Source organism: Exiguobacterium sp. s129 (assembly GCF_018617585.1).
GTDB classification, from domain to species: Bacteria; Bacillota; Bacilli; order Exiguobacteriales; family Exiguobacteriaceae; genus Exiguobacterium; species Exiguobacterium aestuarii_A.
Genome location: NZ_JACSKL010000002.1, coordinates 299,587 through 321,565, shown reverse-complemented (window position 1 = coordinate 321,565; position 21,979 = coordinate 299,587). Strand labels below are relative to the sequence as shown.

21 protein-coding genes are annotated in these 21,979 nt (G+C 47.4%); 6 read left to right on the top strand and 15 right to left on the bottom strand.

Features of this window, described 5'->3' with window-relative positions; genetic code table 11:
- Nucleotides 1-19: 19 nt before the first annotated feature.
- On the bottom strand, nucleotides 20-1,843 hold the full coding sequence (gene lepA, locus KNO92_RS04050) for a translation elongation factor 4 (RefSeq protein WP_214693159.1): 1,824 nt from the start codon (nucleotides 1,841-1,843) through the stop codon (nucleotides 20-22).
- A gap of 219 nt (nucleotides 1,844-2,062) precedes the next feature.
- Between lepA and rpsT the strand changes: the two genes are divergently transcribed.
- Nucleotides 2,063-2,323, top strand: a complete 261-nt coding sequence (rpsT, locus tag KNO92_RS04045) for a 30S ribosomal protein S20 (RefSeq protein WP_012726675.1) — start codon at nucleotides 2,063-2,065, stop codon at nucleotides 2,321-2,323.
- Nucleotides 2,324-2,350: 27 nt separating this feature from the next.
- Here rpsT and KNO92_RS04040 read toward each other — a convergent pair whose 3' ends face one another.
- Nucleotides 2,351-2,788 (bottom strand): GNAT family N-acetyltransferase, encoded by a 438-nt coding sequence (locus tag KNO92_RS04040; protein ID WP_214760162.1) that lies wholly within the window; start codon nucleotides 2,786-2,788, stop codon nucleotides 2,351-2,353.
- Between the two features lie 9 nt (nucleotides 2,789-2,797).
- On the bottom strand, nucleotides 2,798-3,808 hold the full coding sequence (gene holA, locus KNO92_RS04035; protein ID WP_353047388.1) for a DNA polymerase III subunit delta: 1,011 nt from the start codon (nucleotides 3,806-3,808) through the stop codon (nucleotides 2,798-2,800).
- Nucleotides 3,809-3,898: 90 nt separating this feature from the next.
- Between holA and KNO92_RS04030 the strand changes: the two genes are divergently transcribed.
- Complete coding sequence (locus KNO92_RS04030) at nucleotides 3,899-4,063, top strand: YqzM family protein (protein WP_012726678.1); 165 nt, start codon at nucleotides 3,899-3,901, stop codon at nucleotides 4,061-4,063.
- A 61-nt stretch (nucleotides 4,064-4,124) separates the two neighbouring features.
- On the opposite strand, the gene KNO92_RS04025 is transcribed toward KNO92_RS04030, so the two are convergent.
- The 4 genes from KNO92_RS04025 to KNO92_RS04010 form a co-directional block, all read right to left on the bottom strand.
- Nucleotides 4,125-6,242, bottom strand: a complete 2,118-nt coding sequence (locus KNO92_RS04025) for a DNA internalization-related competence protein ComEC/Rec2 (protein WP_214760161.1) — start codon at nucleotides 6,240-6,242, stop codon at nucleotides 4,125-4,127.
- Nucleotide 6,243: 1 nt separating this feature from the next.
- Nucleotides 6,244-6,819, bottom strand: coding sequence for a helix-hairpin-helix domain-containing protein (locus tag KNO92_RS04020; protein ID WP_214693170.1), 576 nt, complete (start codon nucleotides 6,817-6,819; stop codon nucleotides 6,244-6,246).
- A 249-nt stretch (nucleotides 6,820-7,068) separates the two neighbouring features.
- Nucleotides 7,069-8,712, bottom strand: coding sequence for a methyl-accepting chemotaxis protein (locus KNO92_RS04015; protein WP_214760160.1), 1,644 nt, complete (start codon nucleotides 8,710-8,712; stop codon nucleotides 7,069-7,071).
- Nucleotides 8,709-9,680 carry a BMP family lipoprotein gene (locus KNO92_RS04010; protein WP_214693173.1) on the bottom strand — a complete coding sequence of 324 codons (972 nt, stop codon included), beginning with the start codon at nucleotides 9,678-9,680 and terminating at the stop codon, nucleotides 8,709-8,711. The genes KNO92_RS04015 and KNO92_RS04010 overlap by 4 nt, the downstream gene beginning before the upstream one ends.
- A gap of 205 nt (nucleotides 9,681-9,885) precedes the next feature.
- Here KNO92_RS04010 and KNO92_RS04005 point away from each other — a divergent pair, with 205 nt between their 5' ends.
- Entirely contained in the window at nucleotides 9,886-10,155 is a 270-nt protein-coding gene (locus tag KNO92_RS04005) for a hypothetical protein (RefSeq protein ID WP_214760158.1), read from the top strand.
- A 52-nt stretch (nucleotides 10,156-10,207) separates the two neighbouring features.
- On the opposite strand, the gene KNO92_RS04000 is transcribed toward KNO92_RS04005, so the two are convergent.
- From KNO92_RS04000 to KNO92_RS03990, 3 genes are read right to left on the bottom strand one after another with little or no spacing between them, the layout of a single operon-like run.
- Nucleotides 10,208-11,728: a flotillin lipid rafts scaffold protein FloT gene (locus KNO92_RS04000; RefSeq protein ID WP_214693180.1), complete on the bottom strand. Its 1,521-nt coding sequence runs from the start codon at nucleotides 11,726-11,728 to the stop codon at nucleotides 10,208-10,210.
- Between the two features lie 3 nt (nucleotides 11,729-11,731).
- Nucleotides 11,732-12,253, bottom strand: a complete 522-nt coding sequence (locus tag KNO92_RS03995; RefSeq protein ID WP_074033399.1) for an NfeD family protein — start codon at nucleotides 12,251-12,253, stop codon at nucleotides 11,732-11,734.
- On the bottom strand, nucleotides 12,253-12,660 hold the full coding sequence (locus KNO92_RS03990) for a hypothetical protein (RefSeq protein WP_251126882.1): 408 nt from the start codon (nucleotides 12,658-12,660) through the stop codon (nucleotides 12,253-12,255). Before KNO92_RS03990 ends, KNO92_RS03995 begins: the two co-directional genes overlap by 1 nt.
- A gap of 113 nt (nucleotides 12,661-12,773) precedes the next feature.
- On the opposite strand from KNO92_RS03990, the gene rnhC reads away from it, so the two are divergent.
- The 3 genes from rnhC to KNO92_RS03975 all read left to right on the top strand — a co-directional run bounded on the left by rnhC (nucleotide 12,774) and on the right by KNO92_RS03975 (nucleotide 15,896).
- The gene (rnhC, locus tag KNO92_RS03985) at nucleotides 12,774-13,688 is read left to right on the top strand and encodes a ribonuclease HIII (protein WP_214760157.1); all 915 of its coding nucleotides are present in this window, start codon (nucleotides 12,774-12,776) and stop codon (nucleotides 13,686-13,688) included.
- 71 nt (nucleotides 13,689-13,759) lie between these two features.
- A complete protein-coding gene (locus KNO92_RS03980; RefSeq protein WP_214693189.1) occupies nucleotides 13,760-14,572 on the top strand; it encodes an alpha/beta fold hydrolase in 813 nt (270 codons plus the stop codon).
- A gap of 301 nt (nucleotides 14,573-14,873) precedes the next feature.
- Nucleotides 14,874-15,896 (top strand): PTS sugar transporter subunit IIC, encoded by a 1,023-nt coding sequence (locus tag KNO92_RS03975; RefSeq protein WP_214693191.1) that lies wholly within the window; start codon nucleotides 14,874-14,876, stop codon nucleotides 15,894-15,896.
- Between the two features lie 40 nt (nucleotides 15,897-15,936).
- Here KNO92_RS03975 and pheT read toward each other — a convergent pair whose 3' ends face one another.
- From pheT to KNO92_RS03950, 5 genes are all read right to left on the bottom strand, one after another.
- Entirely contained in the window at nucleotides 15,937-18,312 is a 2,376-nt protein-coding gene (gene pheT, locus KNO92_RS03970) for a phenylalanine--tRNA ligase subunit beta (protein WP_214760156.1), read from the bottom strand.
- Nucleotides 18,313-18,324: 12 nt separating this feature from the next.
- Nucleotides 18,325-19,347 carry a phenylalanine--tRNA ligase subunit alpha gene (pheS, locus tag KNO92_RS03965; protein WP_214693199.1) on the bottom strand — a complete coding sequence of 341 codons (1,023 nt, stop codon included), beginning with the start codon at nucleotides 19,345-19,347 and terminating at the stop codon, nucleotides 18,325-18,327.
- Nucleotides 19,348-19,649: 302 nt separating this feature from the next.
- Complete coding sequence (locus KNO92_RS03960; protein WP_214693201.1) at nucleotides 19,650-20,396, bottom strand: TrmH family RNA methyltransferase; 747 nt, start codon at nucleotides 20,394-20,396, stop codon at nucleotides 19,650-19,652.
- Nucleotide 20,397: 1 nt separating this feature from the next.
- Nucleotides 20,398-21,477 carry a M42 family metallopeptidase gene (locus tag KNO92_RS03955; RefSeq protein WP_214693202.1) on the bottom strand — a complete coding sequence of 360 codons (1,080 nt, stop codon included), beginning with the start codon at nucleotides 21,475-21,477 and terminating at the stop codon, nucleotides 20,398-20,400.
- Between the two features lie 19 nt (nucleotides 21,478-21,496).
- Nucleotides 21,497-21,979 carry a dUTP diphosphatase gene (locus KNO92_RS03950; RefSeq protein WP_214693204.1) on the bottom strand — a complete coding sequence of 161 codons (483 nt, stop codon included), beginning with the start codon at nucleotides 21,977-21,979 and terminating at the stop codon, nucleotides 21,497-21,499.

Here is a 21,979-nt window from a genome sequence, read left to right as displayed (position 1 = left end):
TCAGGGTGATTCAATCCAATTATTCTTCGTCCATCGATAGAACGGACATGAACGCTTCTTGCGGGACTTCGACAGACCCGACCATCTTCATGCGCTTCTTACCTTCTTTTTGTTTCTCAAGGAGTTTCCGCTTACGCGAGATGTCTCCCCCATAACATTTAGCCAAAACGTTTTTACGAAGTGCTTTGATTGTCGAACGCGCGACGATTTTTGTTCCGACGGCAGCTTGTACAGGGACTTCGAACTGCATCCGCGGGATGAGTGCTTTCAACTTCTCGACAATCACTTTTCCGCGTTCATACGCGAAGTCGCGGTGAACGATGAAGCTGAGGGCATCGACCACTTCGTTGTTGAGCAAGATGTCCATCTTCACGAGACGAGATTGACGATAGCCGATCAACTCATAGTCGAGAGACGCATATCCTTTCGTGCTCGACTTCAATTGATCGAAGAAGTCATAGACGATTTCACTCAGCGGGATTTCATACGTGATTTTGACGCGTGTCGTGTCGATATACTGCATATCGATGAACGTCCCACGTTTCTTCTGACAAAGCTCCATGATGGCCCCGACATAATCGTTCGGTGTCATGACGGCCGCTTTGACGTAAGGTTCTTCGATCGATTCCACTTTTTGTTGTTCCGGCATCTTCGATGGGTTATCAACGTGGACGACTTCTCCTGAAGTTGTCGTCACGTGATAGATAACCGATGGTGCCGTCGTGATCAAGTCGATCCCGAATTCACGCTCAATCCGTTCTTGGATGATTTCCATGTGAAGCATCCCTAGGAATCCACAACGGAAACCGAATCCGAGTGCTTGTGACGTCTCAGGTTCAAACTCGAGCGCGGCATCCGAAAGTTGAAGCTTTTCGAGTGCCTCACGAAGGTCGTTGTAGTTGGCTGCATCGATTGGATACAATCCACAGTACACCATCGGGTTCATTTTACGGTAACCCGGAAGCTGACTCGTGGCTGGATTTTTCGCAAGTGTAATCGTATCCCCGACACGAACATCTCCGACTGTTTTGATTGATGCAGAAAGTGTTCCTACATCACCGACGTTCAATTCTTTGACCGAGACAGGCTTCGGTGTCGATACACCGAGGTCCGTTACTTCGAACGTCTTCCCGGTAGCCATCATCTGAACTTTATCTCCTACTTTGACCGAACCGTTGACGATTCGAATCGATGCGACGACACCACGGTAGGCATCATAGTACGAGTCGAAGATCAAGGCTTGTAACGGTTCTGACGGATCACCTGTCGGAGGTGGAACAAGTTCGACGATTTGCTCGAGAATCTCTTCGATTCCAATCCCTGCCTTGGCAGAAGTCGGGACCGCATCGCTCGCGTCGAGACCGATGACGTCTTCAATCTCTTGACGGACGCGATCGACATCCGCTGACGGCAAGTCGATTTTATTGATGACCGGAATGATTTCGAGGTCGTTATCGAGTGCTAAGTATACGTTCGCAAGAGTTTGCGCTTCAATTCCTTGTGCCGCATCGACGACGAGAATTGCACCTTCACATGCCGCAAGCGAACGCGACACTTCATACGTGAAGTCGACGTGTCCTGGCGTGTCAATCAAGTGAAGAATATACTCTTCTCCGTCTTTTGCCGTATAGTTCAATTTAACAGCGTTCAATTTAATTGTAATCCCACGCTCACGCTCTAAATCCATCGCGTCAAGCGTCTGCTCTTTCATCTCACGAGCCGTGAGTGCACCAGTTTTCTCAAGAATCCGGTCAGCGAGTGTCGACTTTCCATGATCGATGTGAGCGATAATCGAAAAGTTACGAATCTTCTTCTGACGATTCTCTAATTCTTGTTTATTCATATATGGGTTCACCTATCCTTCTCATGCATACCGTGTCATTATATCAAAATCCTAAAGTAATGTGTACGACCTACTACAACAATACCACATATAGTTTTCAGAATAATCATCAAGTGGTTGCTTTTCATATAACCGTTTGCTACAATTGTGCTTGTTCTGTTGAATGATTACTTGAAGTAATAAGAACATACACTTTCTTGTTTCAGGAGGTGACAAACAATGGCAAACATCAAATCAGCAATCAAACGTGCAAAAACTTCTGAAAAACGTCGTGTTGCGAACTCTCAAGAGAAAGCGGCAATGCGTACAGCAGTAAAACGTGTTGATGCTCTCGTACTCGAAGGAAACAAAGAAGCTGCTCAAGAAGCTTTCGTCCTCGCTACGAAGAAGCTCGACAAGGCTGCATCAAAAGGCCTTATCCACAAAAACAAAGCAGGTCGTGATAAATCACGCCTCGCAGCTCGTATCGCTGCTCTCTAATTAGAGACCAAACGAAACAGCCGCCTCCTACTCGGAGCCGGCTGTTTTTTTGTATACCATGACGTAGTGAGGACCAATTCCAGGAATATCGAACGGTTCACCAATTCGCTCGAGACCGTTCCGTTCGTAGAAGCGAACGGCCACCTCTCGGGCGTTACACCACCACGACCCATCCAACTCTTCGTGTAATGCCTGTAGAAAATACGATCCAATTCCTTGTCCGGCTAGATTCGGGTCCGTCGCCATTCCCCGAAGTTGATACGGCACTGACTCGCCTTCAATTTCTCTTGATGACAACATGACAGTCGCGACCGATTGCACGTGCTCTCTTTCGACCCAAGCAAAATGACGAGTCGTCGACGACTCATCCCCTTCAAAATAACAAGTCTCAATCCCTTTACCTGGTCTGAGTACAATATGTCGAATTGGAATCACATCTTGTAGTGATACTTGTTTCAATCCCATATTCTCACCTCACAATAAGGCCAGTTGGCAAACGAGTGTATCGAATACGATTTGTTTATCGCCACGACCTGTTTTCATCGCTTCATCCGCATCTGCAATCAACGTCAACGCTTGCGCGAGCTGCGCTTCTGAAAAATTACGACTCGCTTGTGTTGCTAGTTTGACGGTATATGGATGAGCACCAATTTTTGAAGCGATTTGTTTTTCTCCGTACCCCGCTTCTGTCAACTGCTTTGATAGATACATGTTTCGGTATTGCCTTGCTAACAAACCAAGAAGTCCAATCAGTTCTTGTCCTTGCTTCTCTAAGTCACGTACTAACCGAAGCGCCGCATCTGCGCGTCGTTTGACGAGGAGCTCGGACAGCTGAAACACATTATCTTCTAGCGTACGTGGCACCAAATCATTCACGATCTCAATCGGAATCATCGCGCCTGTTCCTGCATATAACTGTAGTTTTTCTAATTCTCGGACTAATTTTCCCCAGTCATCCTGACATAAGAACAACAGTCGCTCCATGGTCGCCCGTTCCATTTTTTGTTGTTCCTGACTAAGCGTATCATTCACATATCGCATCAATTCTGCTTGGCTTGGCTTTTTCGCTTCGAGTACGATGGCCCGTTCTTTCAACCGTTTCACGATTTTTTTACGTTCATCGAGTTTTTCTGATTCCACAATGAGGACGAGGACAGAGTAAGTCGCGGGTTGAACGACATATTCGGCGAGACGGTCGACGTTATGCTTTTGCTTTTCTTTCGCTCCCGTCAAAAATTGGGCATTCTTGACGATGACCGTCCGAAATTCACTGAAAAAAGGGACCGTTTCCGCTTCATCGAGCGCAGTATCTAATGACGTCTCTTGGAGATCGAGTTGCATGACATCAAATTGATCACCGGATGGGTTGGCCGCCTTCACGATTCCACGTTCCCAATTCTCTAATAAATACTTTTCAGTTCCATGGAGAACATAGACGCTCGCTAGTTTACCATTATGTAACCACGGTTCATTCAAAACACACACCACTTTCACAATTTATTCTCATCTAAACATAGATTATCTTCGCATGATTCGCTATACTTATAAAGGAAGTATGATAAGGAGGGACCTAATATGCAAATCAACTCTGTACGCCCACCGAGTGAAAACCCGTTTGAAAATGATGTTCAATGCAAACGTAATGACGCGATCGACTCTGCGATCGGCTTCATCGTCCCATTTGGCTTTTTCTTCACGATTTTCTTCATCGGTGTCATCATCAAGTTCTTAAGCCTATAAGTTTTCAAACGATTGCCCCGGGGGAGCAATCGTTTTTTAGTGTATCATATTTATTCACGCACTAGTCGATGATCCCCCGACACATTCTTTTTTCACAGATGATCATCCCATCGAAATCGGTTCGCAACAAGCGACGTCCGACAATCCGGTCTAACGTCTCCTGATGTGGATGGCCATAACGATTGTTCGCTCCGACGCTCGCAATCACCCATTCCGGATCGATTCGCTCGAGCAGTTCTTCCCCTGACGACGTATTCGATCCATGATGCCCTAACTTAAACACGTCGACATCAACCGTCGGTAAGTTGATTTCTTCTTCTATAGGCAAATCTCCTGTCAATAAATACCGCATGTCACCTACGTTCATATAGAGGCTAATTGAATAATCATTTTCATCTTCATGCACTTTAGTCGGTGTGACAATCCACATCCAAGACCTCGGTCGATCTCCTGCCTCGAGATAGCGAACGGATGCCCCGTATTTTACCGCCAACCGAAGAATCTCCTCACGCTTCTCTGCATTCGCCACTTCTTTCGATAACCAAATCTCCTTTACATGCACGAGCTTCAACAATCCTTCTAAGCCACCGATGTGGTCATGGTCCGCATGCGTCAAGAGGACAAAATCAAGTGCACGCTCCCCACGCTTCCATATATATGGAGCCACAACGTCCGCTCCCGGGTCATATATTGTCCGTTTTTGCTCGTTGGGATCCTGAAAGACGCCGCCGACATCAATCACACCAATTGTTTCTCCTGACTCTACAACAATCGCATCGCCTTGACCGACATCTAAAAATGTCACCCGTGGAGCCTCTGCCCATTCGGCCCAACCGGCAACGAGAATACACGTCAATATGGCCATACACCATCCGAACCATCGCTTCCGTTGGACAAGAAGTAAACTTCCCCAAATCCCAATCCATAAAGCGACTTGCTGCGGAAATGTCAGTTCATGCAACGGTAGCCATGGTCGATTCATATCGTGCATGGAGAATATTCCGTTAATGGCGTCTAGGATCACCATGAATAATTGTGCGGCTTCTGGAACGACCCAAACAATCAGTGCGAGCGGCATCATCACCCATGATATGCAAAACGCCATGATGATATTGAAAAGGGGTGCAGCGACGGATAGAATCGGTTGAACTTGCCAAAGGACAAATAATCCAAATAGTTGGGCAAACACGGACAACTCCAACAACCCGGTCCACAGTTGTCTCGTGACCAACAAGAAGAACGTCATCCCGACCGTTAACTGAAACCCTAAGTTTGAGAGAAGGTGTGGTTGAAAGGCAAGCATGGCAGCTGCGCACCAACTTAAGAGACGAATCGGGTCCCTTACCGATACACCAAATAAAGAAAGGATGAGCAACACATCTGCCACGAGGACAGCTCGTGCGACCGGTGGTGAAAAACCAGTCAGCCATCCGAACGCCGTAATCGTCAATAGAATCAATACCGTCTTCGTCTCTCGTCGAATCGGGATTGGCCGAAACATTGCTCGAAGCGCGACAATCAGCATGGCGATATGCGAACCTGAGATGACGAGAAGATGCAGGAGACCCGTCACTCGATATGAGAAAGAAGTCTGTTCGTCGAGCATCCGGCTCTCACCGAACAGTAAGGCCTCTATGTATAGCGCGACATCGGCGCGATATTGTTGTTCAATCTGTTGGAGACGTCTCTCTTTCCACCTCAACATCCAACCGTCCATCCCTGCTGTCGGACGGCACTCGTCGATTCGCTTGATCTTTCCTTTTAAGGACAAGTCCGCGCTAGCCGCCCATTTCTGTTCGTCAAATCCCCCGATGTTCCGTAACGGCTGAAACAGTTCTTGTTCCATTTCTACGAGACACGTCTCACCAGGTCTACCAATCGAGAGCTCCCTCCCCCGCAACACACCTTGATGAGTCCCCACGTTCCCATATAATCGGGCCGTCTTCCCGTTCTCTTTACGACTCTCAATCGAGAACACGATTGTGTCTGTCGGTGTCCATTCTGCCGGATCGGCATGTAGCCATGCAATCAGGATGAGGAAAATGACACCGAGTTTCGCATATAGATGTTGTCCGCCTCGAGACGCGAAGTATAACACACCGGAAACGATTGTGACGAGGTAGATTCCTTCAGTCAATCCGGTCACCATCACTATCGCAAATAGTGGAAATAACGGCATCTCATGGTACCAATAAGTAAGGTTTCATACTTTCTAATGTTTTCTCCCCAAATCCTTTCACATCACCTAAGTCCTCGTATGTTTTAAAGGGACCATTCTCTTTCAGGTGGTTCAAAATCGCGTCTGCTTTTGCAGGACCAATACCAGGGACCGACATCAACTCGTCTTTCGTGGCACTATTCACGTGTACCCCATTTGCTTCTAACTCTGTGCTAGGTACCTCTTGTGCAATCGGCGCTTCTCCTTTTTTCGGTACGATGATTTTTACACCGTCCACGAGGAGTTGTGCCAAGTTCAATTGTTCCGGGTCGGCTTCATCTGTTAATACGGCCAACGAGAGAACATCCCCGACTCTAGCACCTTCTGGCACGGTATAGACGTTCGGAGACTCGACCGCGCCTGTGACATAGACGACGATTTCTAATCGCTCTACGGTCTCATCCGGAACTACTTCTTCTGATTCTACGACGAATTCATCGACGACACGTTCTTCTGGTTCTTTACTATAAAATAAATAACCAACACCTAAAAACAGGACGACGACAACACCGATGATGACCTGCTTCCACTTTTCCAAGACGATTCTCCCCCTGTTTCGACTATTGTATCTAGTATGCCGAATCCAGCGTGACTATACTTGTCCCGTTCCAGGTCTTAATTCATTCTCAACGGAGTCGTTTGCTTGCCTGCAACGTACCCGACCCTCATACAATCTGAAAGATAATCGCTCATTTCCTTGCGACAACAGAAGAAGGGGTCCAAACATTCGAAATAGCAAAAAAACCGAAAACCAACGATGGTCTTCGGTCCTTCTGCATAAGGATCATTACTCTTCCTCGAAATGCTGGACTTGGTCAGCGAGTGCCGCAGCCTGTCCTTCTAGTTCTTGCATCAACGTAAAGATTTGATCAAAGCTTGCTTGTTGTTCTTTCATCGAAGCAGCCACTTCTTCATTTCCAGCTGCCAATTCTTCTGTCACGCCCGATACTTCCTCGACACGACGCAACACGTTGTTCACTTCACTACTAGATGTGCGCATCTCTTGCTCAATCGTACGGACGAACGAGGCAACATGGTCTGTACGTTCATGGATGCGGTTGAACGCTTCCTTTGTTAAACCGAATGCTTCAAGCTGTGCTTCTTGTTCGCGTTTTGATTCGTTCACCGTTTCCGTCAATCGCACGACTTCTTGTTGAATCGTCTCCACGACATGGAAAATCGAGCGGGTTGCCTTATTGCTCTCTTCGGCCAACTTTTTCACCTCGCTCGCCACGACCGCGAACCCACGTCCTGCTTCACCGGCACGAGCCGCTTCAATCGCTGCGTTCAAGGCGAGTAAATTCGTCTGGGCCGCCACGTCTTCCACGAGCTTCGCCATCGATTCGATCTCCGCCGTCTGTCTAGCAAAATGATCCATTCTCGTGACAAGCACTTCATTTCGTTCGCTAGAGCGATCAAGGATATGTTCCTGATCCGTCAACGTCTCAATCCCGGCTGCCACTTCTCGTGTCATCTCAGTCGTTTCTTCTGTCGTCTGTTTCGTTTGATTCAAGCTCGTCTCGAACGACGTTGCCATCGTATGGACCGAGCTGAGCGTCTCTTGCAATTCATTGGCGATGGACTGCGCGCCATGTGCCATTTCATCCACTGCGTTCGTGATGTTTGACGTCGTGCTGACAACCGCTTCATTTTCAGCAGCTGCCGTTTCCGTCATCCCATTCACCTTCATCGATGTCACACGAATCGAACCGATGACCGTTTGCAGAGATGTCGTCATCTCGCGCATTGCGCGTTCTAGTCGCCCGATTTCATCATTGCGAGTCGATTCTGGCAATGTGACAAGACGTCCTGAAGCGATGGCTTCTGCGACTTTCACGTTCCGCTCGAGCGGACGTGTGATGGAACGCGCGAAGAAGAAGTTGTAAATGCCGAGCGCTAGGACGACGAGAATCGTCAACAAGATTGAGATGAATAATAAACGCTCTGTCTCATTTGCCGCCTCTACTTGAAGCGCCTCGTAGAACGAACCGTTCTTTGCAATCAGCGTGTTGATATCATTTAACAACCCTTCGAGCTTAGCAGCTTGAATCCGAGCTCCAATCCCACCTTCTAATGCAGACTCGACATCCTCGTTCACTTGCTCATACTTCATCGTGGCACGTTCTAGATGATTCAAAAACTCAGGAATCAAGTAAGACTGTTTTAATTCATCAAACGTATCCGTGTTCAATACACGGATGCGTTCAAGTTGAACGAGTGTAGACTGATTCGACTGTTCGCCAAGCGACGTCCAAAGCGACTGTTCTTGTAAGAGTGACGTCTCAAGCTGAGACAATTCAATCATCTGACTCCCGTACTGTTCATTGTAAGTCTGCAGACGGTTCAAGGTCGACAAGACATAACTCATCATGAGAACGATCAAGACGACGGTGAACACCGTTGAGAAGATAAACCGTTTACGTAAACTCATTTTAGTGTCCCCTCTTTCAGTTGACGTTCGACCGATTCATACTGAGTCGTCTCTTGCTCATCCCACTGAATGCGACGAAGCGGCGCTAAGCCGACGCCACCTTCTTCAATACCAAGGATGACATGATCATTAAACGGCTGTTTTGTCACACGACCTGCGATTTCAACAATCGCCAAATCGACTTGTTTTAACATCGAAGTTACGACCGCATCAGGTGCAATCATCGATTGATCGCTATCGACTCCGATTGCCTTAATTCCATACTTTTCAGCAGTCTCCAATACCCCGACTCCTGTCAGTCCAGCAGCTGCGTAGAGGACGTCTGCCCCCTCTTTGATTTGTTTCTCCGCTAGTTTGCGTCCAAGTTCGGGTGAGGCGAAGTCGTTCGAGAAGTCAACGAGCATCTCGATATCCTCGTTTACGGATTTCGCTCCGCGCTCAAATCCTGCCTCGAACTTCTGAATGAGTTCAATATCCATCCCGCCGATGAAACCGATTTTATCCGTCTCTGTCTCAAGACCAGCTACCGCACCCGCGAGCGCACTGCCTTCTCCTTCTTCAAACGTGACATTTAAAACGTTCGGTAAGGCTGACACGCCATCGATGAGGGCAAATTGTTGATTCGGATGTTTTGCCGCTACCGTCTCAAGATCTTCCTGACACGCAAAACCGAGACCGACAATCACATCATGTCCCTCTTTGACCAACTCTTCAAACCCTGCCTGATATGTTTCTGTCTCGGATAACTCACGATAGTCGACGAACCATTCGCCCGTCTCACGTAACTCCCCCATGCCACGCATCGCCGCATCACTGAACGATTGGTCCCCGAGACCAACATCCGATAGGACGACGCCCATCGTCTGACGTTCTTCAACAGCGGCAGTCGGGTCATCGATGACCGACTGACAACCGGACAACCACAGTGAACAAGCTGTGATTGTACTGATGATTATGCTTTTCTTCATGTATTCCATACTCCCTCTCTCTATTGGTCTGACAACTCTTTTATCGACAGAGAAGACACGGTTATCCATCATTATTTTTAAAAGTTGTGGGAATAAAATATCGGGATATCTGAGTACGTCAGATGTTTCAAAAGGGAATTTTTTCTAATTGTTGAATACACATATGAATGACTTTGATGACAAATCCGAAGGGAGGATGAAGGAAATGATAGAAAAGATCATTCGACATAGTTGGAACGTCATATCTGGATTATTTGTTCTCTTATTGTCACTTTGGTTGAGTGGTCCTGGTATAGCAGAGACAGACACCCCACAATATCGTTGGTATTTCATGCTTTGGTTTGTACTATGGACGGTCGGTTTGATCTTACAATTCAGACCGCGAACGAAATGGTTCGGTCTATTCATCACGATCGTGCCGACGTTGTATTATTTTATTTCCGTCCTAAAAGCATTTGAAGTCATTTCATACTAGTCAATCATGTACAAAAATCAGAGCCATAGACGATGTCTATGGCTCGTGTCATTTATTCTTTTGATGCAGCGACCGTCGTATCCGCTAACTCTCGCTCCGGTGCAGGTGCCTTCGCGACATTCCCTTTACCGGCAAAGTTCTCGAGCAAGTCTTTCATATCGATACCCGAAGAGGCTTTCAACGTTTGTTGCAATGAAGCCATAAGGTCCGTTGCATATCCCGTCACTTTCCCTGCTCCACCGTTTTGACCACCGCCTGTGTCGACGACCGTGATTTGATCGATGTTGCCAAGTGGTGCCGCAATTTCCTTCGCATAATCCGGAAGCATTTTGACGACCATATCGAGAATCGCAGCCTGCCCGTATTGAGCGAACGCCTCGGCGATTTTCTCTTTCGCTTCCGCTTCCGCAAGACCCGTCAAGCGGATGATTTCAGCTTCCGCTTCACCTTTCGCGCGTTCAGAATCGGCTTCAGCAAGACCAGCCAAACGAACTCGTTCCGCATCCGCTTTCGCTTGTGCTTCGATGCGATATTTCTCGGCATCTGCGCTTGCGATTTGACGTGCTTTATCCGCAGCGGCCGATTGTTCGATCGAGTAACGGTCCGCATCGGCTTTTTTCTTCACTTCTGAATCATACTGTTTCTCACGACGCATGATTTCTTTCTCTTCGAGCTCGATTTGCTTTTGACGCTCGATGATTTGAACTTGCATCTGTTGTTCTGTAACTTCTTGTTTCGCACGTGCTTCCTCGAGCTCGTAAGCTTGGTCGGCCCGGGCTTTGGCAACGTCTTGCTCGCGACGGTATGCCGCAATCCGGAGCTGATTCTCTTTCTCTGCTTCTGCGATTTCTGATGCTCGTTCTAACTCTGCTTTTTTCGCATCTTTCATCGCTTCCGCCTGTTTGATGCGCGTTTCTTTATCCGCTTCCGCTGTTGCGATATCGGCATCACGCTTCACTTGCGCGATACGAGGTTTACCGAGTGATTCTAAATAACCATTTTTATCTCGAACATCTTTGATTGTGAAGGAGACGATGACAAGTCCCATCTTCGCTAAGTCTTGAGAGGCGACGCGTTGGACTTCTTGAGAAAACTTGTCTCGGTTTTTGTAAATTTCTTCAACCGTCATCGAACCAAGAATAGATCGCAAATGACCCTCTAATACTTCTTTCGCCTCGTTTTCTCGTTCAACTTTCGGTTTTCCGAGGAACTGTTCTGCGGCTGTCGCAATTTCACTGATGGACCCGCCGATTTTAATGATGGCCGTTCCGTCCGCCATGACCGGTACACCTTGCTCGGTATACACTTCAGGCGTTGTGACCTCTAGCTTGCTAGAGAGTAAACTGAGTGGTTCTGCTTGTTGGAACACTGGGAGGACGAACGTTCCTCCACCACGAATGATTTTGACACGGTTACCCGAGGTGTCGCTATGTACATTTTTCTTGCCTAAATAACTACCTGTTACAATCAACGCTTCGTCAGGTCCGACCGTGCGGTATTTCAAAACGAATACAAACACGAGTGCGAGGATGATGACCCCGACGATGATGCTGACTAAAATAGCCGTATTCATAAGTTATTTCTCCTCTCGAATCGTAGGTTCGTCATATGTCATGACGATGGCGATATTACTTTTCACTTCAATAATAATGACGCGATGGTCAGTGGAAATCGATGTCCCATCTAAACTTTGAGCTGTCTTCAAAAGGGACCCGGTCACTGTCTCAATCATGACCTCACCGTATCCGCCTTCTGGGATCGGTACTGTTAACCGTCCGACTTGTCCTACCAACGCTTCATCGGTCAATCCGATTGACTCTTCAGCATTGGATAATGGTAACAACACGAACAAATAGAGAAGTGTTGTCAAAGCGAGCGACCCGACCAATGCGACAGCAAGTCCAATCACCGGTGACACGTGCGCCAATGCGTTTAAAATGAGTCCGATTCCAGCACCAAGTGCTAAAAACGATAAAATAACTGCAGGGTTAAACCAGCCTTCAAACATGTCAAATGCATCAGAGAACATCATATAGATGAAGGTTCCAAAACCAGCGATGATCAACACCCACCAGTACAGTTGATCGATTGCCTCCATTACCACCCCTCCTCATGTCGACGTTGCTGTTCCATAAATAACATACGTCGAAGTTGCTCGACTTCAAGGGCGAGCTGATCCTCAATCTTATCCCATTCGGATAGGGACGACGTGGATAGATCGTTCGCTTCCCGAACTCGACCAATCGATTGTTCAATGCGCCGTCGATTATATACATCGACGAGTTCTTGACGTTCGAGTCGCATCCTGTTTAAAAAATATTCAACTTCTTTTTGAACCTGAACCACTTGATCCGTCACGTCCTCAGAAGAATCTTGCATCAGCAGCCGACGCACTCTCACTTGATGAGCCACTAACTTGGCAATTCTCGCTTCGAGTTCGAGAATGTGCTTGTACAATTCCTCTACCTCATCTTGATTCGTGTCATCGCGCCACCACACGTCCATCTCACCTCACTTTACTCTAATCACTTTCATATACGATAAAACCTCATCATCGGTTTCAAAAAATCATAAAAAAATGTAAAATGAATTTGCCAGACAGAAAGGAAGTGCTCATTTTGGGCAACCAAGTCATCAAGCTATCAACTGCTGATCAAGAAAAACTAAAAACCATGTATCACAAGTATGCAGTCACCCCGCCTCCTTACGCGACTTTCAGTGCAAAAACCCCTGGATTTGTCGTCACGATTTATCAATCGGGTAAAGTGATGTTCCAAGGTAAAGATGCAGATTCCGAGGCAGTGAAATGGGGAACCCCTGCCAAGAAAAAACAAGCGTCTCCACCGAAGACGACATTACCTGAAGGCTTTTCGAATTGGTCTGTCGTCGGGAGCGATGAAGTCGGAAAAGGGGATTATTTCGGACCACTCGTCGTCGTGTCCGCTTTTGTATCACGCGACCAGATCGCACTCGTCAAAGAGCTCGGTGTCAAAGACTCAAAACAGCTATCTGATCCTGAAATCATTCGAATCGCTAGAGATTTACACGCAGCCATTCCATATCAAAAGGCGACACTACACAACCCGACGTATAATAAGATGCAACGCACGATGACACAAGGCAAAATGACCGCCATCGCACATAACGCTGCACTTCATGCCTTGCTTGAAAAACTTGAACAGAAACCTGACGCCATCCTGATCGATCAGTTTGCCGAAAAGTCGGTCTACTATCAACATCTACGGGCAGAGCGCGATGTCGTCCGTGATGACGTCTACTTTTCAACAAAAGCGGAAGGACTACACGTCGCAGTCGCCGCCGCTTCCATCTTAGCCCGCGCCTTTTTCTTAAAAGAGATGGACAAACTAAGTAATCAAGCAGGATTGACCCTTCCGAAAGGGGCAGGGGCAAAAGTCGACCAAGTGGCCGCTCAGATCATCCGACGTCATGGACAGGATTATTTACAAAAGATTGCTAAAGTCCATTTTGCCAACACGAAAAAAGCAATAAACTTAAACGAACGTCGTCTGTAGAGGTTCGATTTCAAATATGATATACTCATTTTATGGTTAAATGAACTTAAAATTTTTGGAGGATAGCGTTCATGTTGCATTATAAAACCTATACAATCAGCGATGACCATCCTTGGGTCGTCTTCATTCACGGAGCCGGCGGAAGTTTGTCGCATTGGTATCGTCAACTTCGCCCATTCCGTAAGAAATATAATGTGTTGCTCGTCGATTTACGTGGACACGGCGGTTCATACGATGCCGAACAATCGCTCAAACAACCGTTGAACGCCTATACGTTCGATGTCGTCGCAAAAGACGTCATCGAGGTCATGGACCACTTAGGTATCGAAAAAGGTCATATGGTCGGACTTTCTTTAGGTACGATTGTGATTCAAGCGATGTTTGAACATTATCCGGACCGGATCGCATCGGTCGTCCTTGGAGGCGCCATCGTCAAGTTCAACGTTCGTTCGACACTGCTCATTCGACTCGGTAGCCTCGTTCAAAATTTCGTACCCTATATGTGGTTATACAAATTGTTCGCATGGATCTTACTGCCGAAAAAACGGCATAAAAAATCACGGATGATGTTTGTTCGTGACGCTGCGAATTTGTGTCAACGCGAATTTATTCGCTGGTTTAAGATGACTGAGAACATCAATCCATTATTAAATCAAATCACTTCGATTCAAACGAACGTCCCGATTTTATATATCATGGGCGATGAAGATTATATGTTCCTCGAAGCTGTGGAACGGACCGCAAAACACCAACCGACTGCCAATGTTGAAATCGTTGCAGACTCTGGTCACGTCGTGAATGTGGACCAACCCGAGCAATTCAATTCATTGTCGATGAAATTTATCGACGATCAAATTCAAGCACGCTCTCTACAAATGAGCTGATTCAGGATGCCACCATACATCCTGAATTTTTTTCAGTTTATTTTCAGAAAATATTGATTATTACAAAAATAGATGGTATTCTTTAGCAAATCCAACAAAGAGGAGATGCTTGAGATGTTCAAACCCGTACATATGAACAGCCTGCTGATTATTATTCGACTGAGGGACTGAAATCGTTTTGTTTTTGAAAAACGACTTTTCAGGCCCTTGTTCCCGTGGTAATCGGACAGGCGCCTGCACATGTAGCCCGCGCCTATCCTAGTTGGATAGGTTTTTTTATTGGCACATAGACAAAGAGGAGATGATGGAAGTGAAGCAGTATATGATGGATCGAATGGTAAAAATTTCAGCAGGGATGGCAAACGCCGTACTCGTCACGCTCGGTGTTGGTCTATTGATTGAGACGATCGGTAATTTGACCGGGATCGCGATGCTCGTTCAAATCGGGCAAGTTGCGAAATCTTTGTTGGCACCAGCACTAGGAGCCGGTGTTGCCTTTCAACTCGGTGGGAACACGCTCATCTTGTTTAGCGCAATGATTGCCGCAACGATTGGCGGTGCTGCTTTAAAAGCGACCGAAAGTGGGCTCGTCCTCGTTCCAGGTCAACCAATTAGTGCATTGATTGCAGCCGCAGCAGCAGTATGGCTCGGCAAACGCGTTCTCGGAAAAACAAAGTTCGACATGATGGTCGTACCCGTAACAGCCGTTCTCGGAGGTGGAGTCGTCGGTGTTGCCGCAGCGGCAGTCACGACTCCTCTCATCAACTCCATTAGTCAAGGAATCACAGCGTCCGTTGAAACTTCACCAATCGCGACATCTCTCGTCATCGCCCTTGTCTTCAGTGTCATGCTCATGTCACCTGCTTCATCAGCCGCACTCGCCATCGCTCTTCAATTAGACCCTGTCGCTAGTGCTGCCGCATTGATTGGTTGTTCTGCTCAGTTTGTCGGATTTACATTGATGGCGTATCGTCAAACCGATCCAGGTGGTTTGGTCGCTTCCTTCTTTGTCACGCCGAAAGTTCAGTTCCCGAACATCATCAAAAATCCGCGAATCGTCGTTCCACCATTCATTGCAGCGATGATCTCAGCACCGATTGCCACGTTAATGTTCTCACTACAAGTGCCGTATGAAATCGCCGGTCTCGGACTCAACTCTCTCATTGCCCCTCTTCAAATTTTAGCGGTACAAGGAATGGACGCGTTTCTCATCTTCACGATGACGGGTGTTGTTCTTCCTGCACTCATTACCTGGGCACTTTATCGTGTCACGAGCCTCGTCGGTTGGACGAAGTTCGGTGACCTCGCCCTTGAAATTCAATGAAATAAGGAGCGCTGTCCAAATCGGACAACGCTCCTTATTTTTACGCTCGTACTTCAGCGCCGTGTGCTGCACGGACCGCTTCGACGATTGTTTCATATGCTGCTGTTACTTCTTCATCTTGTAACGTTCGTGACGGGTCTTGGAACTTGAGTGAGAAGGCAATCGACTTCTCTTCTGGTCCAACATTCTCCCCTGTATATACGTCAAACAAGACGAGGTCGATCAAGAGTGGACCTGCCGCTTCACGGATTGTTTGCTCCACTGTGCCAGCCGGAATCGAACGTGGCAAGACGAGTGCCAAATCTCGTGAAATCGATGGATAACGCGGCACGTCTTGATACAGAAGCGTCTCTTCCCCACTAAGTGCCAATAGGTCGAGTTCAAATACGTACACTTCTTTCATCCCGTAGACTTCTTTTGATGTTCCTGGATGCACTTGTCCAACATAACCGATGACGTCACCATTCATCAAAATGTTCGCCGTACGACCTGGATGCATATCTGGCATCGATACCGCTTCATACGTGACATCAAGACGAAGTGTTTGAACCAACGTGTCGACAATCCCTTTCGCGACAAAGTAGTCGACCGGAATCCGAGTGCCTTGTGAACGATGATCCATCCAAAGACCTGTGACAACTCCCGCCACTCGTTCTTTTTCACTTGGTAACGTATCAGCTTGCTCTGTATAGACACGCCCTGTTTCGTAGAGTGCGACGTTTGATTGTTGACGCGCCGTGTTGTAACGTGCCGCCTCTAGCAACCCAGGGATGAGTGATGTGCGAAGTACAGAACGCTCTTCACTCATCGGCATCGCTAGACGGACGAGTTGATCGGCTTGACCACCAAAACGTGTCGCATGTGCCTCACTCGTTAATGAATAGGTGATCGCTTGTGATAATCCGACACCTTGTAACATGCGGCGTGTCTTTCTGCGCAACACGTTGATTGCTGGTAAATAGCCTTTCGACTGAGATGCAGGTAACGTCGATGGGAGACTGTCATATCCGTATAGACGCGCAACTTCTTCCGTGATGTCAGCCGGCAGCTCTAAGTCCGGACGACGAGAAGGGATATGGACACTCAATACATCATCGCCTTCTGTAGCTAGACCGAGACGTTCTAGAATACGTTCAATCGTTTGACGATCGAGTGTCATCCCTAAACGTTTATTAATGTAATCGACCGAGACTTCGATTTGACGAGCGCGTGACGCTTTTTCACCAGAAACAGTCGCTTCCCGAATCTCGCCTCCACCGAGCTCCACAATCAATTGAGCGGCACGGTCGAGCGCAAGCATGACACGTTCCGGGTCCACACCTTTTTCAAAACGAGCGCTTGAGTCAGAACGAAGACCGAGCGTACGGCTCGTCTTACGAACTGAAGCCGGATCAAAGTATGCTGATTCTAAGACGATATCTGTCGTAGAGGCGTCCACTTCTGTGTTCGCACCACCCATGACACCTGCGATTGCTACCGGTGTCTGACCATCTGTGATGACCATCATTGAAGCGTCGAGCGTACGTGTCACATCATCCAGAGTAACCATTTCTTCTCCGTCCTCAGCCTGGCGGACCACAATCGATTGACCGAGTTTTTTCGCATCGAATGCGTGGAGCGGTTGACCGATCTCAAGCATCACGTAGTTCGTCACATCAACAATATTATTGATTGGACGAACGCCCTCTGCAATCAAGATGTTTTTAAGCCATTGTGGAGATTCTGCGATTGTGACTCCTCGTACTTCACGCGCCGCATAGTACGGGCAGTTCGGTGTAGCGAGTTCAATCGACACTTCAGACGCAGAAGAGGACGTGACATCTGCTTCTGGTAACGTGTACGGACGTTCTAGAATGGCCGCCACTTCATGAATGATTCCATAAAGGCTCAAACAGTCCGAACGGTTCGGCGTCAGGCCAAGCTCGATGACCTCATCGTTTAAGTCGAGTAAGTCGAGTACGTCCGCTCCAACTTGGACATCTTCACGGAATGTGTGAATTCCGTCTTGCTCATCTTCTCGAATTTGCTTCTTCTCGAATCCGAGTTCCTCAAGCGAACAGATCATTCCTTGAGATTCGACACCGCGAAGTTTCGCTTTTTTAATTTTTAATCCCGGTAAACGTGCGCCAACTTTCGCCACGATGACGTGTTGACCTTCGCGTACATTCGGTGCGCCACAGACGATTTGAACGGGATCACATTCGCCGATGTCTACTTTTGTCACGTTCAATTTATCCGCTTCTGGATGCTTCTCACATGAAAGGACACGACCGACGACAATCCCAGAAAGTCCTTCTGCACGGTTTGTGACACTTTCCACTTCAATCCCGTTTTTTGTGATCAAGTCGCCAAGTGCTTCTCCGCTCAAATCTGACACATCAATATATTGATTCAACCATTTTTTTGATAGTAACATCTGTCTTCCTCCTTAGAATTGCTCGATGAAGCGTAAGTCGTTTGTGTAGAAGTGACGGATGTCATCGACACCGTGTTTGAGCATCGCCATACGCTCAACACCGATTCCGAATGCGAATCCTGACACTTTTGACGAGTCATAGCCTGCCATCTCTAACACATGTGGATGTACCATCCCGCCTCCGAGAATTTCAATCCAGCCGGTTCCCTTACAGACGTTACAACCTTTTCCTCCACACTTGAAGCATGAAATATCAACTTCAACGGATGGCTCCGTGAATGGGAAGAAGCTTGGGCGAAGACGAATTTCACGTGCCTCACCGAACAATTGCTTCACGAACACTTCAAGTGTCCCTTTTAAGTCTGCCATCGAAATCGACTCATCGACGACTAACCCTTCGATTTGCATGAATTGATGCGAGTGCGTCGCGTCATCTTCATCACGACGATATACTTTTCCTGGGCAAATGATGCGAATCGGTTTCCCGTTCGCCTCTAGCATCGTCCGTGCTTGTACCGGCGACGTATGTGTACGGAGCAACGTCTCCTCGGTAATATAGAACGAGTCTTGCATATCACGTGCTGGATGGTCTTTTGGCAAGTTGAGCATCTCAAAGTTGTACAAGTCCGTTTCGACTTCAGGACCTTCTGCAATCGTGTAACCAAGTCCGACGAATAAATCTTCCATCTCGTCGATGATCTGTTGCAAGAGATGACTGTGCCCTGGAGCCGATGTACGTCCCGGGAGCGTCACGTCAAGCGTTTCCGCTTTTAACTTCTCTTCTAGCTCGATTGCCTTCACTTCTTCGATTCGAGCATCGAGCGTCGTTTGAATCGACGTTCGGACCGTATTCGCCAATTCACCAATGACTGGACGTTCCTCTGCGGATAACTTACCCATCCCACGAAGTACCTCGGTCATCGGACCTTTTTTCCCTAAATATTTGATGCGGACGTCATTTAATGATTTTTGTGTGGATGCCTGTTTGATTTCTTCAAGTGCGTCCATTTGTAACTGTTCTAATTGTTCTTTCATGTGTTCACTTCCTCCTCTACATAAAAAAGTCCCTTCAGTCGTTGACTGAAGGGACGAATCATCGCGGTACCACCCTACTTGGCCAATAGTTGGCCCACTTGAGAGCATCGTTATCGAGATGCCAAACCGGTGTTGTCTCCAACACGACTCCAGAGTGAATTCAGCGACGATTCCGGCTTAGGCTCTCAGTCACGGCCTATGCTCCCTGAACGGAATCGGTCATTCGCTTACTATGTTCTTTCAACGTCATATCATATTCATCGATGTGTTTAACCTATCACGTTTTTCACGTGCTGACAAGATTATTGTAAAGCGATCCGATACATTAAAATACCGGCAGCGACCGCCGCATTAAGCGATTCTGCCTCACCGAGTACTGGAATATGGACACGTGTGTCGCACAGTGCCAACACATCGGCATGTACACCTTGTGCTTCATTTCCGATGACCAAAGCTACTTTGTCTTCAAATGCCACCTGCTCGTACGATGTCGCTTTCGAAAGAGCCGTTCCATACACATGGAAACCATCTTCTTTCAGTGCAGGTAGTTTTTCAAGCAAGTCAACCGAAGTCACGTTCACGTGAAACAGGGAACCTTGAGTCGCACGAACGACTTTGGCATTGAACGGATCGACCGTCCCTTTCCCGAGGAGCACCGTATCAAATCCGGCTGCATCTGCCGTCCGAATCATCGTACCTAGGTTACCCGGGTCCTGTACTCGATCTAACACGAGAACTTTCTTCATCTTACGCTCTACCGGTGTCATCTTCACGACAGCAAACACACCTTGTGTCTTTTCTGTCTCAGATAACAGGTCAGCGACATGATCAGATAACTCGAGCACCGGCATGTCCTCGATGCGCCACGTCTTTTTCGGTACGTACGACTCTGCCATGATAAGTTGTACGAGACGACCTGCTCGGATTGCCTCATCTACCAAATGCTCTCCCTCTACAAGGAATTGCCCGGTTTCTTGGCGTCCTTTTTTCGTCATCAATCGTTTTAATCGTTTAATCGTCTCGCTCTTCGTAGACGTAATCTTCGTCATATTATCCCTCTTTCAACCATTGGACCGTCTCGTGGTCTAAGCGTTTCGTTAATGCGACTACGAGTTCAATCGCTGCTTCGTAGTCGTCTTTATGGATGATTGACACGTTCGTGTGTAAATAACGAACAGGTACTGTCAACGCGATTGCCGGCATTCCAATCCCAGACAAATGGAATCGTCCTGCGTCCGTTCCACCACCCGGTGTCAAATCAAGCTGATATTTGATGTCGTTTTCTTTTGCTACCTCAACAATGAGGTCGACGAGACGTGGATTTGTCACGGTCGTTGCATCAAAGAAGATGACTTGAACGCCATCGCCGAGTTTTGACAATCCTTCTGCCGGTGTCATTCCTGGCGTATCACTTGGAATTCCTGTATCGACAGCAATCGCCACATCCGGTTGAACCAAGTTAGCCGCTGTAACCGCTCCACGCAATCCAACTTCTTCTTGTACCGTCGCACCTGTATAGATGACACCTGGGAATGCTTCTTCTTTCAGGCGTTTTGCAGCTTCAATGGCAATGGCACAACCGATTCGGTTGTCCCAAGCTTTCGCCATCAAGAAGTTCTCATTTTTCATGACCGTGAATTCACAATGCGGGACGACCGTATCACCCGGACGAATTCCCCATTCGGTGACTTCGTCTTTTGATGTCGCACCGATATCTAAAAACATGTCTTTGATTTCAACCGGTTTTTTACGTGCTTCAAGGGGAAGGACATGTGGTGGTTTCGCACCAATCACTCCCGGGATCTTTTCACCTGAACGTGTCACCACATCCATCCGTTGTGCCAACAAGACTTGGTTCCACCATCCACCAAGCGCTTGGAAACGTAGGAACCCACCTTCTTCCACACGCGTGACCATGAAACCGACTTCATCCATGTGACCTGCAATCATGACACGAGGACCTTCTGCGTTTCCAGTCACTCGACCAAATAAACTTCCGAGACCGTCTTGTTCAAATGATTCGACATGTGGTTCAAGGTATTCACGCATTAACTGACGGACTTCCCCTTCATTTCCCGGGACGCCAGTTGCGTCTGTCAGACGTTTTAACATATGTAACGATTCATTCATACCAATCCGCTCCTTTTCTTTAATAGCCTAATTGTTGTCGCTCATGGTTCACTTCATTCTTGTTCATATACGCCATGAAAATGAGTTGTTCATTGAACCCAAGCGTATAGCCAAGTTCAAGATACGCTGCCATCAGCGTCTCGTACATCGCTTCTGTTTTCGAAAGACCAAAGTTCGTCACTTTCCGATAAATATCTAAAAAAGCATCAGTCGCATCAAGATATGAGCTTCCCGCAGGAAACGCGTCTCGTTCATATCCAAGTGCAAGGCCGAGTGACAGTAAGAAATGAATGCCGTCTACATATTCTTCTAAGATCACATCTTGAGGCGACGGTCCTTTCTTCGACCAAAACTTAAAGCTACGTGTTTCGTTAGCCAGTTCACCGAGTTCGACAAGCAGCGCTAGTAACCGTTCATCGAATTGATTTCCGGATAATCTATGTTGTTCTTTGATCCGCTCGTCTAATTCGCGCTGCCGATCAAACAGTGTTGTCCAGTTCAC

What these genes read in the sequence shown, in the direction of transcription:
- KNO92_RS03990 (WP_251126882.1), bottom strand. Translation starts at nt 12,660, where the DNA reads ATGGACGTGTGGTGGCGCGATGACACGAATCAAGATGAGGTAGAGGAA.
- KNO92_RS04040 (WP_214760162.1), bottom strand. Translation starts at nt 2,788, where the DNA reads ATGGGATTGAAACAAGTATCACTACAAGATGTGATTCCAATTCGACAT.
- KNO92_RS04010 (WP_214693173.1), bottom strand. Translation starts at nt 9,680, where the DNA reads ATGAAGAAAAGCATAATCATCAGTACAATCACAGCTTGTTCACTGTGG.
- KNO92_RS04030 (WP_012726678.1), top strand. Translation starts at nt 3,899, where the DNA reads ATGCAAATCAACTCTGTACGCCCACCGAGTGAAAACCCGTTTGAAAAT.
- pheT (WP_214760156.1), bottom strand. Translation starts at nt 18,312, where the DNA reads ATGTTACTATCAAAAAAATGGTTGAATCAATATATTGATGTGTCAGAT.
- KNO92_RS03955 (WP_214693202.1), bottom strand. Translation starts at nt 21,477, where the DNA reads ATGAATGAATCGTTACATATGTTAAAACGTCTGACAGACGCAACTGGC.
- KNO92_RS04000 (WP_214693180.1), bottom strand. Translation starts at nt 11,728, where the DNA reads ATGAATACGGCTATTTTAGTCAGCATCATCGTCGGGGTCATCATCCTC.
- rpsT (WP_012726675.1), top strand. Translation starts at nt 2,063, where the DNA reads ATGGCAAACATCAAATCAGCAATCAAACGTGCAAAAACTTCTGAAAAA.
- KNO92_RS04015 (WP_214760160.1), bottom strand. Translation starts at nt 8,712, where the DNA reads ATGAGTTTACGTAAACGGTTTATCTTCTCAACGGTGTTCACCGTCGTC.
- KNO92_RS03960 (WP_214693201.1), bottom strand. Translation starts at nt 20,396, where the DNA reads ATGACGAAGATTACGTCTACGAAGAGCGAGACGATTAAACGATTAAAA.
- lepA (WP_214693159.1), bottom strand. Translation starts at nt 1,843, where the DNA reads ATGAATAAACAAGAATTAGAGAATCGTCAGAAGAAGATTCGTAACTTT.
- KNO92_RS03980 (WP_214693189.1), top strand. Translation starts at nt 13,760, where the DNA reads ATGTTGCATTATAAAACCTATACAATCAGCGATGACCATCCTTGGGTC.
- KNO92_RS04005 (WP_214760158.1), top strand. Translation starts at nt 9,886, where the DNA reads ATGATAGAAAAGATCATTCGACATAGTTGGAACGTCATATCTGGATTA.
- KNO92_RS03995 (WP_074033399.1), bottom strand. Translation starts at nt 12,253, where the DNA reads ATGGAGGCAATCGATCAACTGTACTGGTGGGTGTTGATCATCGCTGGT.
- KNO92_RS03975 (WP_214693191.1), top strand. Translation starts at nt 14,874, where the DNA reads ATGATGGAAGTGAAGCAGTATATGATGGATCGAATGGTAAAAATTTCA.
- pheS (WP_214693199.1), bottom strand. Translation starts at nt 19,347, where the DNA reads ATGAAAGAACAATTAGAACAGTTACAAATGGACGCACTTGAAGAAATC.
- KNO92_RS04025 (WP_214760161.1), bottom strand. Translation starts at nt 6,242, where the DNA reads ATGCCGTTATTTCCACTATTTGCGATAGTGATGGTGACCGGATTGACT.